The sequence below is a fragment of the Streptomyces sp. NBC_01723 genome, assembly GCF_036246005.1.
Taxonomy (GTDB): Bacteria; Actinomycetota; Actinomycetes; order Streptomycetales; family Streptomycetaceae; genus Streptomyces.
In genome coordinates this window covers 8,596,245-8,612,843 of record NZ_CP109171.1, presented here as the reverse complement: position 1 = coordinate 8,612,843, position 16,599 = coordinate 8,596,245, and the positions used below count along the sequence as shown (strand labels likewise).

Annotated in this window: 15 protein-coding genes; 5 read left to right on the top strand and 10 right to left on the bottom strand. The window is 70.9% G+C overall.

Annotated elements, in window-relative coordinates; translation table 11 throughout:
* The first annotated feature begins 66 nt into the window (after positions 1-66).
* On the top strand, positions 67-1,077 hold the full coding sequence (locus tag OIE75_RS40030; RefSeq protein WP_307017412.1) for an SPFH domain-containing protein: 1,011 nt from the start codon (positions 67-69) through the stop codon (positions 1,075-1,077).
* Positions 1,074-1,973 (top strand): hypothetical protein, encoded by a 900-nt coding sequence (locus tag OIE75_RS40025; protein WP_329473883.1) that lies wholly within the window; start codon positions 1,074-1,076, stop codon positions 1,971-1,973. The genes OIE75_RS40030 and OIE75_RS40025 overlap by 4 nt, the downstream gene beginning before the upstream one ends.
* A 79-nt stretch (positions 1,974-2,052) precedes the next feature.
* Here OIE75_RS40025 and OIE75_RS40020 read toward each other — a convergent pair whose 3' ends face one another.
* Genes OIE75_RS40020 through OIE75_RS40005 form a run of 4 tightly spaced genes read right to left on the bottom strand, consistent with a single transcriptional unit; the run spans position 2,053 to position 4,785 of the window.
* On the bottom strand, positions 2,053-2,292 hold the full coding sequence (locus OIE75_RS40020; protein WP_329473882.1) for a hypothetical protein: 240 nt from the start codon (positions 2,290-2,292) through the stop codon (positions 2,053-2,055).
* 38 nt (positions 2,293-2,330) lie between these two features.
* A complete protein-coding gene (locus tag OIE75_RS40015; RefSeq protein WP_329473881.1) occupies positions 2,331-2,705 on the bottom strand; it encodes an STAS domain-containing protein in 375 nt (124 codons plus the stop codon).
* A complete protein-coding gene (locus OIE75_RS40010) occupies positions 2,702-3,982 on the bottom strand; it encodes a SpoIIE family protein phosphatase (protein WP_329474165.1) in 1,281 nt (426 codons plus the stop codon). The genes OIE75_RS40015 and OIE75_RS40010 overlap by 4 nt, the downstream gene beginning before the upstream one ends.
* 2 nt (positions 3,983-3,984) lie before the next feature.
* Entirely contained in the window at positions 3,985-4,785 is an 801-nt protein-coding gene (locus OIE75_RS40005) for an alpha/beta fold hydrolase (RefSeq protein ID WP_307018312.1), read from the bottom strand.
* A 616-nt stretch (positions 4,786-5,401) separates the two neighbouring features.
* Between OIE75_RS40005 and OIE75_RS39995 the strand changes: the two genes are divergently transcribed.
* Positions 5,402-5,926 (top strand): ATP-binding protein, encoded by a 525-nt coding sequence (locus OIE75_RS39995; protein WP_307017406.1) that lies wholly within the window; start codon positions 5,402-5,404, stop codon positions 5,924-5,926.
* Between the two features lie 79 nt (positions 5,927-6,005).
* On the opposite strand, the gene OIE75_RS39990 is transcribed toward OIE75_RS39995, so the two are convergent.
* On the bottom strand, positions 6,006-6,695 hold the full coding sequence (locus OIE75_RS39990; protein ID WP_307017405.1) for a GAF and ANTAR domain-containing protein: 690 nt from the start codon (positions 6,693-6,695) through the stop codon (positions 6,006-6,008).
* Positions 6,696-7,031: 336 nt separating this feature from the next.
* Here OIE75_RS39990 and OIE75_RS39985 point away from each other — a divergent pair, with 336 nt between their 5' ends.
* Both OIE75_RS39985 and OIE75_RS39980 read left to right on the top strand, forming a co-directional pair.
* Complete coding sequence (locus OIE75_RS39985) at positions 7,032-7,403, top strand: hypothetical protein (protein WP_329473880.1); 372 nt, start codon at positions 7,032-7,034, stop codon at positions 7,401-7,403.
* Positions 7,404-7,607: 204 nt separating this feature from the next.
* A complete protein-coding gene (locus tag OIE75_RS39980) occupies positions 7,608-8,396 on the top strand; it encodes an OBAP family protein (protein WP_329473879.1) in 789 nt (262 codons plus the stop codon).
* 443 nt (positions 8,397-8,839) lie between these two features.
* Here the strand turns inward: OIE75_RS39980 and OIE75_RS39975 are convergent, their stop codons facing one another.
* The 5 genes from OIE75_RS39975 to OIE75_RS39955 form a co-directional block, all read right to left on the bottom strand.
* On the bottom strand, positions 8,840-11,989 hold the full coding sequence (locus OIE75_RS39975; protein WP_329473878.1) for an alpha-mannosidase: 3,150 nt from the start codon (positions 11,987-11,989) through the stop codon (positions 8,840-8,842).
* Between the two features lie 81 nt (positions 11,990-12,070).
* The gene (locus tag OIE75_RS39970; RefSeq protein WP_329473877.1) at positions 12,071-13,294 is read right to left on the bottom strand and encodes a glycoside hydrolase family 76 protein; all 1,224 of its coding nucleotides are present in this window, start codon (positions 13,292-13,294) and stop codon (positions 12,071-12,073) included.
* Between the two features lie 61 nt (positions 13,295-13,355).
* Positions 13,356-14,177 (bottom strand): carbohydrate ABC transporter permease, encoded by an 822-nt coding sequence (locus OIE75_RS39965; protein WP_329473876.1) that lies wholly within the window; start codon positions 14,175-14,177, stop codon positions 13,356-13,358.
* A complete protein-coding gene (locus OIE75_RS39960; RefSeq protein ID WP_307017392.1) occupies positions 14,174-15,127 on the bottom strand; it encodes a carbohydrate ABC transporter permease in 954 nt (317 codons plus the stop codon). The genes OIE75_RS39965 and OIE75_RS39960 overlap by 4 nt, the downstream gene beginning before the upstream one ends.
* The gene (locus OIE75_RS39955) at positions 15,124-16,437 is read right to left on the bottom strand and encodes an ABC transporter substrate-binding protein (RefSeq protein ID WP_329473875.1); all 1,314 of its coding nucleotides are present in this window, start codon (positions 16,435-16,437) and stop codon (positions 15,124-15,126) included. The genes OIE75_RS39960 and OIE75_RS39955 overlap by 4 nt, the downstream gene beginning before the upstream one ends.
* Between the last annotated feature and the right edge of the window lie 162 nt (positions 16,438-16,599).

The window sequence follows — 16,599 nt, the reverse complement described above, 5'->3', positions numbered from 1 at the left end:
TCGTCCCCTTGACGCTATCCCCCCTCTTCTTTATAGTCAATGTGACTCTAAAGGAGAGGGGGGCTCATGGCCGACATCACCAAGCGTTTCGGCTGGCGTCATCTGCGGGCGGCGCCCACGGCTCACATACGACACCACCGTGCGGGGCAGCTCACGCACGACGGTCCCGGGCTGAGCTTCTGGTTCCGGCCACTGGCCGCCGCGCTGTCCGAAGTGCCGGTCGACGACCGGGAGCTGGCGATGACGTTCCACGCCCGGACCGTCGACTTCCAGGACGTGGCCGTGCAGGCGACGGTCACCTACCGCGTCGCCGACCCCGCTGTCGCAGCCGAACGACTCGACTTCTCCGTCGATCCCGACACGGGGGTGTGGCGCGGCGCCCCGTTGGAGCAGTTGGCCACGCTGTTGACCGAGAGCGCTCAGCAGCACGCTCTCGAAGTACTGGCCCGCACATCCCTTGCGGCGGCTCTCGCCGAAGGCGTGCCCGCGGTGCGCGAGCGGGTACTCCAGGGACTCCGCGAGGAACCGCGGCTGCCCTCCACGGGGATCGAGGTCGTCGCCGTCCGCGTGATGGCGGTGCGGCCCGAGCCGGAGGTGGAGCGTGCCCTGCGCACCCCCGCCCGGGAGCTGATCCAGCAGGAGGCGGACCGGGCCACGTACGAGCGGCGCGCGGTCGCCGTGGAGCGTGAACGCGCGATCGCCGAGAACGAGTTGGCCAGCCAGATCGAACTCGCGCGGCGCGAGGAGCAGTTGGTCGAGCAGCGCGGCGCCAACAGCCGCCGGGAGGAGGAGGAGAAGGCGGCGGCCGACGCGGTCCGGGTCGGCGCCGAGGCCGAGCGGGCGGTGCGCCTCGCGCAGGCGGAGGCGGAGGGCGCCCGTGCGGTCGGCGAGGCCCGCGCCCAGGCGCAGGCGGCCTGGCTGCGGGTGCACGGCGACGTGGACGTGGCGGTCCTGCGCGCCCTGACCGGCACCCGCCTCGCCGAGAACCTGCCGCGCATCGACAGCGTCACCGTCTCCCCCGATGTACTGACCGGGCTGCTCGCACGGCTCGGGGCGGGCCAGGAGCCCGCGGCGTGAGCCTGGCGCCCCGGGCCGTCCTCGTGCATCGCGCCACCGAGTACGAGGAGTTGGTCGCCCGGCACGGCACGCATGGGCAGGCGGCGTTCTTCTTGTCCTCGCGGGGCCGGTCCATCGAGGAGGTCGTCGAACGGCATCACCGGGTGGAGCGGGCGCTCGCGCTCGTGTCGGCCGCGGTGCCGCTGAGCTGGCGGCGCGCGCAGGTGGAGCGGGCGGACCTGGACCGTTTCCTGTTCGGTCCCGAGGACGTCGTGGTGGCGGTCGGGCAGGACGGGCTCGTGGCCAACGTCGCTCAGTACGTCGGTGACCGGCCGGTGGTCGGCGTCGACGCGGATCCCGGCCGCAATCCGGGTGTCCTGGTGCGGCACCGGCCGGCGGACGCCGCCCGGCTGCTGCCCGCCGCCTTCTCCGTCTCCGCGGGCGGGGACGAGCTGAGCATGGTCGAGGCCATCACCGACGACACGCAACGCCTGGTGGCGCTCAACGAGATCTACGTCGGTTCGGCCGGTCACCGTACCGCCCGGTACCGCCTGGGTCTCGACGGCGACAGGGGTGTCGTCGAGACCCAGGCCTCGTCGGGGGTGCTGATCGGCACGGGAACGGGGGCGAGCGGCTGGCTCCGGTCCGCGTGGCGGGACCGGTCCACCGAGTGGCGGCTGCCGCACCCCACGGAGGCGCGGCTCGCCTGGTTCGTCCGGGAGGCGTGGCCGTCCCCCGCCACGGGAACACGCCTGAACGCGGGTGAACTGTCGGCGGACGCGCGGCTCACGGTGACCGTGGAGTCCGAGCGCCTTGTCGCCTTCGGGGACGGCATGGAGAGCGACGCGCTCGAACTCACCTGGGGCCAGACGATCCGCCTCGGCCTGTCCTCCACGAAGCTACGGCTAATCGGCTGACGGTCAGAGCGCGGCGTTCATAAGGTCGAGGGCGCTCTGCTGGCGGGCCGCGTCAGTGCGGTCGACCGGGCCGTACCCCCTACAGTGCCGGCTCGTAGGTGACGGTCTGCTCGGAGCAGTCGGCCGCGACGTCGCGCATGGCCGCCGCTTCGGCCTCATCCGCCGACAGGGGCCGGCGCAGTTTGGTGCCCACCCACTCGGCGATGTAGCGGCAGTGGACCTCGGCACGGGTGTTGCAGCCGTCGGAGGGGTCGGCCTGTCTCCAGGTGGAGCCGGACGAGGCGGAACTTGGTTGGATTCGCGCCGCCGCGGATCCCAAAATCGCGGGGGTTCATGTGACGTCCCGCCTGCCTGTCGTCAGATGATCGATTGACGACAGCTCGGATCGGAGGAACGGGCGGCGGTGACTGCCGCGACATCGTGGTGGATGGTGAAGACCCGGTCCAGGCCGACAATGCCCATGATGCGAGCGGTGTTGGCGGGGACAGCGGCCAGGGCTATGCCGGCGCCTTGTTCGGTGGCCAGGCTGCGGGCGGAGATCAGCGCGCTGATCCCACTGGAGTCACAGAAGTCCAGACGGGCCAGATCCAGGACCAGTAGCTGACCCGCGGCCAGGGTGAGACTCTCCACGGCCTTGCGCAGGTCGGGTGCCGTGTGGTGGTCGAGGTCACCGGTGATCTCCAGTACGGGACCGATGGCGGCGTCTCGGGTGGTGATCGTCAATGAACTCATGTCGGGTCTTCGCTCGCGGTGAGGTTCGGGGTGGGCACGCCGAGGGCGAGCAGTGCGGTGTCGTCGTCCAGGCCCTCGCCGAAGGAGGCCAGCAGCCCGCTCAGGGCGGTGATCAGCGCCTGCGGGCCCGCCGGCGGCTGACCGGCGGCGAACGCGCGCAGGGCGTCCTCGCCGTACAGCTCGCGCTCTGGCCCGGTGCGGGCCTCGGTCAGGCCGTCGGTGTACAGGAGCAGGGTGTCGCCTGGCAGCAGGTCGGTGCGGGCGGCGGCGAACGAGGCCTGGGGCAGGACGCCGACAAGCAGGCCGCCGGGGGTGGGCAGGAAGTCGGTACTGCCGTCCGCGCGCTGGATCAGCGCGGAGGGATGTCCGCCGGCGGCCAGGTGCACGCCGACGCGTCCATCGTGGGGTTCGAGGACGCCGAATATGACGGTGCAGTAGCGGCCTTCGCCGCTTTGGTATCGCTCGTGCAGCACCGTGTTCAACGTGGTCAGCACGGTGACGGGGTCGACTTCGTGCAGGGCTGCGGCGCGCAGGGTGTAGCGGGTCAGGGAGGTGACTGCGGCGGCCTGGGGGCCCTTGCCGCACACGTCTCCGAGGAAGAACGCCCACCGGCCGTCGCCCAGGGGGAACAGGTCGTAGAAGTCTCCGCCCAGCAGGTCCGGGGAGGCCGTGTGGTAGTAGGAGGCGGCCTCCAGGCCAGGAACCGCGGGCAGCTGGGTGGGCAGCAGGCTCTGCTGGAGGACGGCGAGCGCTTCCTGGAGCCGGGCCCGGTCGGCCTCGGAGCGTCGGCGCGCTTCCTCCGCCGCCCGGCGGCCACGCAGCAGTTCTGCCTCGTAGGCGCGGCGGTCGCGGGCGTCGAAGACGGTGGTGCGGATCAGCAGCGGCTCACCGTCCTGGCTGGTCTTCACCTTCGAGGTGACCAGCACCGGCATCCGCTGGCCGCCGGCCGTCTTGATGTCCAGGGCGATGCCGCTGGCCTCGCCCTTCATCTGCAACAGCGGCGCGAAGTGCGTCTCGTGGTAGAGCTTGCCGCCGACGCTGAGCAGGTCGGTGAACCGCATCCGCCCCACCACCTGTGACCGGTCCAGGCCCAGCCATTGCAGCAACGTGGTGTTGATCTTCGCGATGGTGCCGTCCATCAGCGTCGACAGGTACCCGCACGGGGCCTGTTCGTACAGCTCCTCCGCGCTGTCCTCCAGCAGCGATGTGAATACTGCGTCCGTGGCGTCTACGCCCTGCTCCTCACCCGGCTCGGGCTCCTGGGCGGTGCGGCACATCATCAGACCGCTCCGAGGAAGTCGACGATCGCCCCCGCGGTGGCCTGCGGCGCGCTCAGCTGCGGGCAGTGCCCCGTCGCCTCCAACGTCACCAGCCGGCTGCCGGGGATGACGTCATGGACGTAGGCGCCGACCTCGCGGGGGGCGATCACGTCCTGCCTGCACTCCAGGATCAGCGTCGGCACCGTCACCGTCTTGAGGTCCTCGCGGCTGTCCGACAAGAACGTCGTACGGGCGAAGACGCGGGCCATGTCCGGGTCGGTCGCGCAGAACGAGGCGGTCAGCTCCTGGCCGAGTTCCGGCCTCTCCGCGTTGCCCATGATGACCGGGGCCATCGCCGCCGACCAGCCCAGATAGTTCGACTCCAGCGACTCCAGCAACTCGTCGATGTCCTCGGCGCTGAACCCGCCCCGGTATCCGTCCTCATCGATGTAGCGGGGCGAGGGCGCGACCATCACCAGACGGGAGATGCGCCGCGGCGCCTTCGCCGCCGCGAGCACCCCGACCATCGCGCTGACCGAGTGCCCCACGAACGTGACGTCGCGCAGGTCCAGCTCCTCGCAGACCTCCAGCACGTCGAGCGCATAGCCCTCCAGGGAGGTGTACCGGCGCTCGTCCCATGCCGTCGGGTCTGCCCGGCCCGAGCCCACGTAGTCGAAGAGCACCACCCTGTACCTTTCAGCCAGCGTGGGGAGCACCAAACGCCACATGTTCTGGTCGCAGCCGAACCCGTGCGCCAGCAGGAGCACCGGCGCATCCGCACGGCCGGTGACGGTGACATTGTTCCTGCGGCGGATATCCATACCCGCCAGTTTCCCATCCCCCCGCCCCACCCCAGGCAGGGGCCCGGCCCGGCGGCCTACGAAGGCCGTACCCGGTGAGGCGTCGCCCCGCGGATTGCCTGCGGCAGCCGGCGGCAGCCACGTCGCCGGGGCCTGGTCGGCCATGGACGGGGTGGAGCGGGCCGTGACCGCGACGAGGCCGGTCCCCGCTTCCAGGTCGTTGACGTACGCCTCCCGGCCTTTCGCTTCCCAGGCAGAGGCGCCGGTGGGTTCCAGTGGCGGAAGGCGTCCCGGTCGTAGCCTTCGCGGGACTCGGCGGCGATGGGGAGGGCGGGCGGGAACCGTCAGTGGCACGGCGGCAGGAAACGCGGCGTTCAGACCGCGCAGCACGGTGGAGTGGGGCGTTCGCCGAAGGCGCCGCCCGTGTTAGGGGTCCGCGGGGACAGGCAGGGGGACGCCGTGTCGACCGTGAGTGAGTCGCCCTGTAGCCGCCCGGTTTGGCGCACACTGCCCGGAGGAGGCCGTCTGCTGTTTGTGTGTTCGGTCGGCGGCTCCCATGACACGGTCCCGGGCGGGTAGACGCTGCTCAGCCCACAAGGTCAAGAGCACCAAATTTCACTACTGAAAGTGACAACCTATGTCTTACCCGCTTATGAAGCAGGCGGAGGGGCAGGGACCGGACGACAGTCTGCGGCGACATCTGACCTGGAGCGACGCAACACTCGCGGCCGCCCGGGCCCGGGCCGAAGTCGACGCACTCCTGCTCGCCTTGCACCACACCCACCGGGTGGCGGTGCCGCCAGCCGCTGCCGACGACATCCGGCTCGTGGCCAGTGAACTGGTCACCAACGCCACACGACACGCGCCAGGCCCCGGCAGTCTGGAACTCCGGCGGGCCCACCACGGCCGCACGCTGCTGATCACCGTGCGGGACACCTCTCCCGTCATGCCCCAGCCCCAGCCGGCCGACCCCCGCCGCATAGGAGGACACGGGCTCAGGATCGTTTCGGCCCTCAGCAGCGCCCTTATCGTGAAGCGGGCCGCCGGAGGCAAACAGATCACAGCTGAGCTGCCCCTTCAGGCGAGCCGGCCTCCTGCGCACGGCCGACGGTCTCACGCGGAGAGGACACCCGACGCCCCTTCAAGGGCCACCCCCGGGTAGAGGCAGGCACCCGCGGCTCGCCCGGCGTGGCGCGGCAGGATTCCGGCAGGACTCCGAGTGCCCCCGGCCCGATATCGGGTCAGGGGCGCTCGTGCTCGGTGCGGAACTGCTGCGCCACGTCGCGCAGCTTGATGTTGTGGTGCTGAGAGAGACGGCGGAGGACGTTGAAGGCCTCGTCTTCGCTCATGTGGTGGCGTTCCCTGAGGATGCCCATGGCTTCGCCGATGGCGTGGCGGGTCTCCATGGCGTGTTCGAGCTGGTCGATGGTGCGGGCGCTGGCCAGGGCAACGGCGGCGTGGGAAGCGAGCATCCAGCCGGCGGTTTCCATGTCCTTGGTGAAGGTGCCGGGGCGCCGGCCGTAAAGGTTGAGGGCACCGAAGTCTTCTTTGTCGGTGTAGAGGAGGATGCCGGCCATGCTGCCGATCCCCAGCTTGCGAGCCTCCTCGGCGTAGGCCGGCCAGGCAGGCTGGGGGCGGGTCATGTCTGCGATCCGGTAGGTGCGTTCGCCGTTCACGCGGCGGGCGAGGTCGTAACACGGCCCCTCACCGAGCTGGCCCTGGATGCGATCGGAGGCTTCAACCATCTCTCCGCACGAGGACAGGGTGATCGCCTTGCCCTTGCGCACCGCCAGGATCCCCGCCGCATCACAGCCCTCGATCAGGTCCACCGCGGCCGTCGAGATCGCATCCAGCGTCTCTTGGACCGAGGACTTCTCCAGGAGATCCCGGGCCAGCTCAGCCATCTGCTCAGCGAACCTCTGCCACTGCATGTCGCTACCACCTGCCTCAGCACGCCCGTCGGAACTGTCCGCTCACTCTAGTTCCCCACGTCTCTCACGCTGCCACCAAGGCCTGCGCACACGACTCGCTACCCCCTGTAGTACCCGCTCCGGCACCAGCCGGGCCGGGACCGCGGACGACCCGCTCTACACCACAGCGTCCGTCCGCATCGGCCCGCGCGGCGGCGGCAAACCGTATGGGCGCCGCCCATTCCCGCTCGATATACGCGCATCTCCCCCGTATTTGCGCATCTCCCCCGTGCGGTGGAGGCGCTCCTCCTGTGAGCCGACGCGCCTCGTCCGGCCCCGGCCCGTAGCGTCGAGGTCATGCAATCCGAACCCGGCAGAACCCTCCGTCGCTGGGCGTACGCTGCCGTCGCCTGGTTGGTGGTGTGCTTCGTATGGCACGGGGTGCCCTTGTGGATCGGCTGCGCGGTGCTGACGATGCGGGGCGTGCCCGGTCTCGTCGAGAACGTCACCACAGCGACGGGACTCACTCCGCACGGCCTGCTCGGGATGGAGAAGGAGGCCGTTGACACAGGGTCACGGGACTTCTGGAAGACCATGGTGATCAACGGCTACTTCTTCCTCGGCGCGGTGCTCCTCGTTCCGGCCACCGTGCTGTCCCGCCGGAGTCGACGCCGAGCGAGGGTGAGGTGCGGAGTGGATGCAGCGCGACCCGCCAAGGCGCGCTCCTGAGAGCTGACTGTCGCGTCAGCAGCGAGTGCCTCCGGAATTCGTGAACATCGACTTGGCCGCACTCCGGGGTGCCTCCCGCGCTCATGGACAAACGACGGATCGGCAGTCTTGCCACCCTCGCCGGGATCGTCCGGGACTGTGCGCAGCACGCGGGTACCGGTACGCGGCCCGTTACGGCCACGCGGCACGGGGGACCCGACGCCCATGGGACTCACACAGGGCACGCACCGATCGCGCGGCTCCGGCCTGGGACCAGCCGCGAGCGTCGGTATCGGCGCCGCGGCAGGCGTCACGGCAGCGGCCGGTCTCCTGATCGGCCGCAAAGCGGCCACGGTCGGCAAGATCGGCAAGGGGCACTCGCTCAAACACCGCGCGCTGGACCTGGCGGCCGGTTCGATGCAGCGGAAGTACCCGCTGGAGGCGATGAGCACCTACCTCAACGGCTTCCACATGTACGCCGACGACATGGGCCGGCAGGTGGAAGCCACGCACCTCTGCATCCACCTCCAGCACGACCTGCACCAGTGCGTCATCTTCGACCGCAACGCGCCCGACGCCCGCCTGATCGGCATCGAGTACATCATCAGCGAGGAACGCTTCCGCGGCCTGCCCCAGGACGAGAAACGGCTTTGGCACAGCCACCACTACGAGGTCAAGTCCGGCATCCTCACCGCCCCCGGCATCCCCGACCTGGCCGAACACGCCTACTTCGAGGATCTCGTCACCACCTACGGCAAGACGTTCCACACCTGGCAGTACGACCGCGACGACTTTCCCTACGGCATCCCCCAGCTGATGATGGGCTTCACCGAGGACGGACAGGCGTCGGACGAGATGATCCGGGCTCGGGACGACAGGCTCGGCCTCTCCACGTCCCGCAAGCGCGAGAACCGGGAGGACATTCCCACACCCGAAGTGGCACCGGGTGCCAACGCCTGGGAAAGCGGCCGTACCGTGCAGACTCGCATAGAGGAGACGGACTTCACGCGCTGACCGTTACGACTCGTCACCGTCGGCGGGCAGCGGCCGCGCTCCGGGCGCGAACCGGCGGGCCGGGACCCGATCACGGTGCCCGGATACCGGCGGGCGTCCGCCCCCTTCTGGAGGACGGCGTCGTCATCCGTATGCCGGTCGAAGACCTCGACGCCGGTGCAGTCGGCCAGTGCGGCGACATGCCGTTCCCCCGGCCAGAACCAGGTGGTCCCCTCGAGAGCACCGTCGCCGACGGACACGCTCGGCAGACTGCCGCCGACCCGCGTCACGATGCGCGCCTCCCGGACAACCATGCTGACCCAGGCGTCCTCGCCGATGTCCAACCCGTCGACCGTGCTGCTCTCGGCTGGTGATCCTTCCTCCACCAAGTGACGGGCCACGCCCTCCGGGTGGGAGGCCGATCTTCTGCGACATCGGCTCCACGCCCCGTGGGGGCGTTCAGGTCAGTCCTCCTCGGGCATCGGTGAGGCGAGTTCCAGGACGACGGCAGCCGTTCCGAGCGCCGGTACGTCGACCGGGACGGTGCCGTCCGGGGCGGGCCCGGCCTCGCGCGGGCACAGGCCCAGGTAGGTGGTGCGGAAGGCGCGGGCCACACTGAAGGGGGTGCTCAGGCGACAGGTGACCGGGGTGTCGGCCACCGACTGGAGACGCACCAGCAGGCGGCCGTTGTTGGGGACTGTCACTCCGACGAGCCGCACCCGGGGGTCGTTCACCGTCAGGAACCGGGTCTGCGCCGGGACTTCGGCCCGGGCCGAGGCGCGGGCGCGTACCGGGACGAGGGGGTGGCCGGTGACGGCGGCGACGCGCACGCCGAGGGTGTCGGCGTCCTCCTCGCCCGTGCTGAAGCCGACGCTGTAGCGGAAAACGTGGTCGAAGCCCTGCTGGGCGGGGAAGTTGGTGTCCCAGATGTTGTTGTGCACCCAGGAGAAGACCGTGGCAGGCTCCTCCTGCGGCAGCGACTGGGGATAGGGGACGTAGGGGATGACGATCCCGCCGAGCTGGACGAGCGGGGCGTCCGTGGTGGCCAGTGCGGCGTGGCGGGTGCCGTCGCTCAGGCTGATCCAGCGCCGGACGGCGCGCATGTGGGCCGCCGAGCCCGGTACGGTCTCCCGGTCGGTGCCGAGGACGCCGCCGGTGGCCTCCGTGTGCACGACGGGGTGGTCGAGGGCGAAGGGGAAGGCGAAGTAGGCGCTTTCCTTCGTGAGGGTCGCGTCCTTGTCGATGCGGTTCTCGATGTCGACGCGGGCCGCTCCGTGCGGGAGGTGCACCCGCACCCGCAGTCGGCGGGTGCCGGCCGGGGCGCACTCGTAGACGAGGGTGTGCCCGGTGGCGTCTGTCGTGCGGTCGACGAGCGCCGCGGGCGGGGCGGTACGGCGCGAGGCGAGCAGGTGCATCGAGTCGTCGGCCACGGTCTTGCTGGATTGGTGGTTGAACGCGCCGGCGGTGGCGTACTCGTCGTAGACGTAGCCGTTGAAGCCGACGACGGCGTCCTGGCGGACCAGCTCGCGGCCGGTGGCCCTGTCGACTATCGAGGAGACGCACGCCTCGCGCAGGTCGACCGTCACGCGCAGGTGGTCGTTCACCAGGACGGTGGCGTCGGCGGACCCGAGCGCCGCCGCCTCGGCGTCGTGAGCCGCCGGGGACTGTGCGCCGGTGAGGACGTCCAGGCGCACGGCTCCGCACGCCGGCACGTCCGCGACGGGAACGTTCAGGAAGCGGCCGGCCGCGCGGTGGCGTTCGTTGCTCTGGGCCTCTTGTGCGAAGGGCAGCGGTTCGCCGGTGCGGGCGTCGAGGACCCGGACCGGCTCGTCGAGCGCGACCGTGCTCTCCGGGAGGAAGAGCCTGGCGGTCTCGCTCCGCGGCCAGCTGCACGTGTTCACGGCGTAGAAGGACGCCGCCGCGCCGGCGGCGGGGGCGAAGGCCTCGCCGAGCAGGGCGGACGCGGAGTCCAGGAGCGTCTCTGCGTCGTCGTGGGCGCGCATGGCCTGGGCGTACTTCCAGTGCCACTGCTTCTCGCCGGACCCGTGGCCGTGCTCCCCGTGGGTCCAGGGGTCGCCCGCGCCCCAGGTGTGCTCGTTGAACAGTGAGGCGGACCGGTAGACGGCCGGCGCGTCCGTGGTGACGGCCGTGCTGCCGGGGACGCCCATCAGGTGGGCGTAGCCGGCCACGGTCTGCGCCTCGGCGAGGGCGGCCTGGCCGCGCCGGGTGGCGGCGAGCGGGACGGCTCCCGCGCCGACGCCGTCGACCCACCAGTCGCTCCAGTCGCCCCGGTAGGTCTCCAGCCGGTCCCCGACGCGCTTCTCGGCGTCCTCGAAGAAGTCCTGGTTGCGGGAGGCGCGCAGTTGCGGGTAGGCCCACTCCTCGTTCCAGCGGCGCACGGTGTCGGAGATGATGCGGCGCGGTGGGCCGTTGTCGGCGAACTTGCCCAGCACGCGCAGGTGCAGCACGTCCCACGGGTAGGGGTCGGCGGTGTCCGGCAGGCCGAGGGCGGGGAAGCCGGGGATGCCGCGTCCCTGGTGGGGGTAGGGGAAGCGGGCCAGGGCGCTGAGGTAGGCGGGCAGCAGGTCGTCGACGTGGTCGTAGGACTCGTCGAAGCCGAGGATCGAACCCTCCATGTAGGCCAGCCCGTGCGGGGTGTCCGTGCGCCAGACCAGGACGCTGTTGCCGCTCGGCGCCTGCCATCGGAACAGGCGGGGCAGGTGTTCCCCGCCGACCCGGTGGGGCGCGGCGCGGCCCGCCCAGTTGTGCGCCACGGACAGGTGGCGGATGCCGTGGTCCGCGAGGACGTCGGGCAGGCCCACCACCTGGCCGGGCACGTCCGTCTGCATGGCCGTGGTGATGTCGATGCCGTGGCGGTCGCGCAGTTCGGCCACCGGGCGCAGCAGTTCGTGGAGTTCGTCGGTGGAGCAGGTCTCGGTGTGCAGGTTGAACGGCATGGCCGTGAGTTCGACGCGTCCCTCGCGCACCCGGTCCAGGAAATCCTCCACCTGGCGGCGGGGGCGGTTGGCCCGCCAGTCCTGGAAGGAGTGGAACCCCTCGACGGCCCAGCGGAACCGGGCGGGTTCAGGCCAGTCGTCGGTGTCGCGGCACAGTTCCAGCAGCGAGTCGAGATAGGCGCGGCTCTCGGCCATCACCCGGCCCTGCGGGTCGGTGTAGCCGATGTCGAGGTGGGAGTGCTGCACCAGGTGGAGCGTCCAGTGGCGCTGCGGGTGGGCCTCGAAGGCGAGCAGGGTGCCCTCCTCCAGCTCCGGCAGTTCGATCAGCAGCGGGGTGGGGGCGTCCACCTCCGGGACGAGGAGGCGGGTGTCGCCCCCTGGCCCCGGCACGAGCTCGCTGTGGACCGGGGTGCCCCCGCTGGTGGTGACGCGGGCCCTGGTGAGGGGCGGTCGCGGGCGGGCGCCGTCGGGGCTTTCCACCCGCAGCCGTACGGACTGCAGCAGTCCGCCTGTCGCGTCGTGGCGCAACAGGGGCTCCCCCGACAGCCGCACCCGCAGGCCGCCGAGGCCGACGGTGGTGGCCACGCGCTCCCTGAGGAGGTCGCGCGCGATGTCGGAGTCCCACCAGGACGGCCGGGTCAGCGGTGGCTTGGGCATGTGCGTGGGTGTCCTTTGCGTCGAGGGTGCGGTGGCGCGGCCGGCCGCGTCAGGAGGACCGGGTGGCGCAAGTGGGTGGCGTCAGGAGGACCGGTGGCGCTGGTGGGTGGCGTCGGCGAGGGTGGCGAAGATCTGGACCATGGCCGACTGGTTGAGCGTCGCGGCCGGCGCGGCGGGGTCGTAGTCGCCACCGTTCGAGGGCTGGAAGCGGAACAGGCCGTTCGTGGCGTCGCGGTTGGTCCGGTAGGTACTGTCCGCGTACGCGCTCATGGTCTTGAGGTAGGCCCCGTCGGGTCGGACGGCGTCCAGGTCGAGCAGGTCCTTGAAGTAGAAGGCGTTGAAGACGGCCGGCTGATCGTGCAGTCGGCTGCCCTCGGCCCAGTACGCCAGGGAACCGCGGGCGTCCTCCACCGCCTTGCGCAGGTAGCCGGCGTCACCGGTGGCGCGGTGGAGGGCGGTGGCGGTGCCGATCATGGCGCCCGAGTTGTACGTCCAGAGCGTCCCGTTGGTGCTGCCGTCGTCGCCGCGGTCGTTGGCGTACAGGCCGGGCGCGGTGCGCATGCACGAGTACACCCAGCCGTACCACTGCTCGGCCTTGGCGAGGTGGGCGGGGTCGCGGGTGTGCTCGTAGAGCCGGGCGGCGAGCTGGGCGGAAAGGGCGGTGACGTTGGTGGCCCGGATGGTGTTGCCGGGACCGTCGTACCAGTCCATGCCGCCGGGGCACGCCTTGGTGGTGTCGTCGTCCCAGGCCCGGGAGACGACCGGCACGACCGCTTCGGCCCGCTCCAGGTACCGCTCGTCGCCGGTCGCCTCGTACTGGTCCAGCTGGGACAGGGCGACGACGGCGTTGTCGTCGTAGTACACGTCGCCGCCGGCGCCCAGGGGGGCGGGCAGGTACGACTCGTAGCCCGGTCGCTCACCGGGGGTGTAGTAGAGCTCGGCCGTCTCGAAGCGCTCGGCGGCGTCGCGGCGGTAGGCGGCCCCGGTGCGCGGGAGGTGCTGCATGTCGACGGCCGCCTGTGCGGCCTCGCGGAACGGCCACAGGTAGGAGTGCTCGGGGTCGGAGGCCTGGCGGGGGGTGTGCTCCAGGTACAGCCCGTGGCGGCCGGGGCCCTCGTACAGGTGCTTCTGAAGGGCACGGTAGGCGCCGGTGGCACGGTCGGCCCACTGGGCGGAGGAGAGCGGGCGGGGGTGTGTGGGGCTCTGGGCGTCCGCGGGGGTCCGGGCCTGTGCGGGGGCGGCGGCCCAGAGCAGGCCGGCGCAGAGGACGGGGGCTACGGCGCGGGTGAGCAGCGATCTCGGCATGACGGTGTCCCTTCGCGATGATGAGGACGTTGAGGGGGAGGCGGCGGGCAGGCGTGCGGGCTCAGCGGTGGATCTTGAGGCTGCTGACGAAGAAGCGCTGGGCGGAGAAGAACAGCAGCAGCGTCGGCAGCGAGACCAGCAGGGCGCCGGCCAGGACGATGGGCGGGCCGACGTTGGAGTAGTTGCCCTGGAGGTCGGCGAGCGCGGCCATGACGGGGCGGATGTTGCGGCTCGTGACCATGGTGATGCCGAACATCAGGTCGTTCCAGACGGCCACGAACTGGAACACGAACACGGCGATCATGGCTGACCGGGTCAGGGGGACGTGGATCTGCCAGAACACCCGCCACCACGAGGCGCCGTCCATGCGCGCGGCCTCCACCACCTCACGCGGCAGTGTCAGGGCGTAGTTGCGCATGACGAAGAAGGCGAACGGGACCGCGATGGCCGTGTAGATCAGCACCAGGCCGATCTGGGTGTCGTAGAGCGAGGTGTGCGCGTAGGACAGGAACAGCGGCCTGAGGAAGACCTGGAGGGGCAGGAGGGTGCCGGAGTAGATCACCCAGAACCACAGGGCCTGCCGCCTGACCGGCATGACGATCGTGGCGAAGGCGGCGAAGCCCGCGATCACCGCGGCGGCCACGGCGCTGACCACGGAGTACAGCAGGCTGTTGCCGAGCGCGGGGCCCAGGTCGGCCTGCTCCCAGGCCTGGGACATGTTGTCGAACAGCCCGAACTCCCGGGGCAGCCAGTGCGGGCTGCCCGTGTAACTCCCGGCGGGTACGAGCGCGTTGACGACCAGGAGCCAGGTGGGGATCAGCCAGAGCAGGGCGAGCACCCCGATGACGGCGTTGCGCAGAAGTCGGCCGAGGGGCATCGTCATTCGCCTTTCACGTCGAGCTGGCGGCGCAGGTAGAGCCAGGAGGCCGCCAGCACGATCACGGTGAGGACGACCGCGATGGCCGCTCCCGCGCCGGGCCGCAGCTCAAGGAAGGTCTCGTTGTACATGGAGACGGCGAGCGTCTCGGTGGCCCGTCCGGGGCCGCCCTGGGTGAGCACCCAGATCAGGTCGAAGGACTTGAGGCCGTTGACCAGGCTCATGCCGATCACGATGATCGAGACCGGACGGAGCTGGGGCAGGACGATGTGCCAGAACTGCTGCCGCCCGTCGGCGCCGTCCAGGGCGCCGGCCTCCAGGGTCTCGGGCGGGATGGACTGGAGTCCGACGAGGAAGAGGATGACGGCGACGCCGGTGGCCTGCCAGGCGTTGGCGAGGATCATCACGACGGTGTTGCCGGGCCAGGTCAGCAGCCAGCCCTGGGCCAGCGAGTCGAGTCCCATGCCGGTCAGGACCTGGTTGACGGCGCCGTCGGTGGTGAGCATGAAGTTCCACACCACCGCGACCGCGGACCCGGAGAGCGCGTAGGGCAGGACGACGCACAGCCGCGCGAGGCGCGAGAAGCGGCCGGCGTTGGTCATGCAGGCGATGGCGAGCCCGAGCACGAACGGGAGGGCGACCGTGCCCACCACCCACATCAGCGTGTTCTGGATGGAGCGGGCCAGGGCCGGGTCGGACGCGAAGAGCGCGTAGTTGTCGAACCAGCTGAACGGCGAGGTCCGGGTGTCGCTGAAGAAGCCGCGGTGGATGGTCCACACGAACGGCGCCAGCAGGAACAGTGTCACGAGCAGGACCGCCGGGGCCATGAAGCCGGCGGCCGCCACCCGTTCCCGCACGGCGACCCACCGGTGGGTCCGGGGGGTGGGCAGGGTGCGCCGGGGGCCCGTGGGTCCGGCGGCGGTCGGAGGGCGTCGGTCGGTCACCGGAGTGCTCATGCTTCGTCTCGCTTCCAGGCCGCCCATTCGCCGTGCGCGCGTTCCTGCATCCGGCGCAGGGTGGTGGCCGGGGAGGTCTGCCCGGCCATGAACCCGCCGAGGTCGTTGGTGTTGCCCTGGATGAGGCTGGGCGGGCTGGCCTCCCAGTAGCGGACCAGGGCCGTCCGGCGGTTGCGGGCGATGTCCCGCTGGAGCTCGGCCACCACCGGATTGCCGGCGCGCACCGTGGGGTTGGCGGAGCTGTCCTGGAGGAAGTCGCTCCACACTCGCTGGACGGAGGGCGTGAGCCAGGCGCCGACGTTGGCCGTCGCCGCCTCGTGCGAGGAGGCGCGGCCGGGCACCACGAAGACCCCCGACTCGGCGATCACGCTCTTGGGCGTGGAGGGCCGCACCGTCGGCAGGATGAAGGCGCCGTAGTCGGTGCCGGGTTTCATGCCGGCGGCCGACATGCCGGAGGCCTGCCAGGTGCCGTGCAGGAACATGCCCACCGTGCCCTCCTTCAGCGCGCCGGGGCCGCGGGCCTGGTCGAAGTCGGGGGGCGTCATCCAGCCCCTGCGCATGAAGTCGTGCCAGATGTCCATCGCTTGGCGGGCCGGTTCGTCGGTGTAGGAGGCCTCGCCGGCCACCAGGCGCCCGTAGAAGCCGGGGTCGACCTTGCTGACCAGTTCCTGGAACCACTCGATCGCGGGCCAGCCGCCCACCTGGCTGGCGAGGAACGGGGTGATCCCGTTGCGCTTGAGGACTTTCGCGCAGTGCAGCAACTGCTCCCAGCTGCCCGGGGCGGACAGGCCCAGCTTCCGGAACACGGGCTTGCTGTAGAAGAGCACGTAGTACGACTCGTACAGCGGGATGCCGAACGCCTTGCCGCGGTAGGAGACCGCCTCCCGGGACGTGCCACGCACCCACCCCTTGGCCGCGTACCCCTCCCAGACGTGTGTCAGGTCGGTGAGCCCACCGGCCCGCGCCAGGCGCTTGAGCTGGTAGCCCGACGCCCACTTGACGAGGTCCGAGGCCTTGGAGGTCTGCAGGGTCATCTGTACGACCTGCTGGTACGAGGTGACCGACGGATTCGACAGCGGCCGCAGCGCGAAACCGGTGATCTTCTCCAGTTCCCGGCCGGCCGCGCGGTAGCCGTCGTCCCAGGTGGCGTTGTCGTTGGAAATGCTCGTGGTCCCCGGCTGCGCGGATGTGCTCGCTCCCCGTGCGCAGCCCCCCGTCGTGAGGGCGGCCGCACCGGCGGCCGCCCCGACGAGGAGGCGGCGCCGGGCAAGCGGCGCGGTCGCGCTGCTGGTCCTGCCCGATGCTGACATGGATCACCTTCACGGAATCGGGCCACCTGCATGGCCGGATGTGAATCACGGGGTGCGCGGGACCCATTGAGGCCCGGAGCTGCCCAGTGCGTGTTGCGTGGAGGTTAACGACACCATTCCGGCCACAGCAAGGCTTCGACTCGAAGAAATTCGAGTTCCATT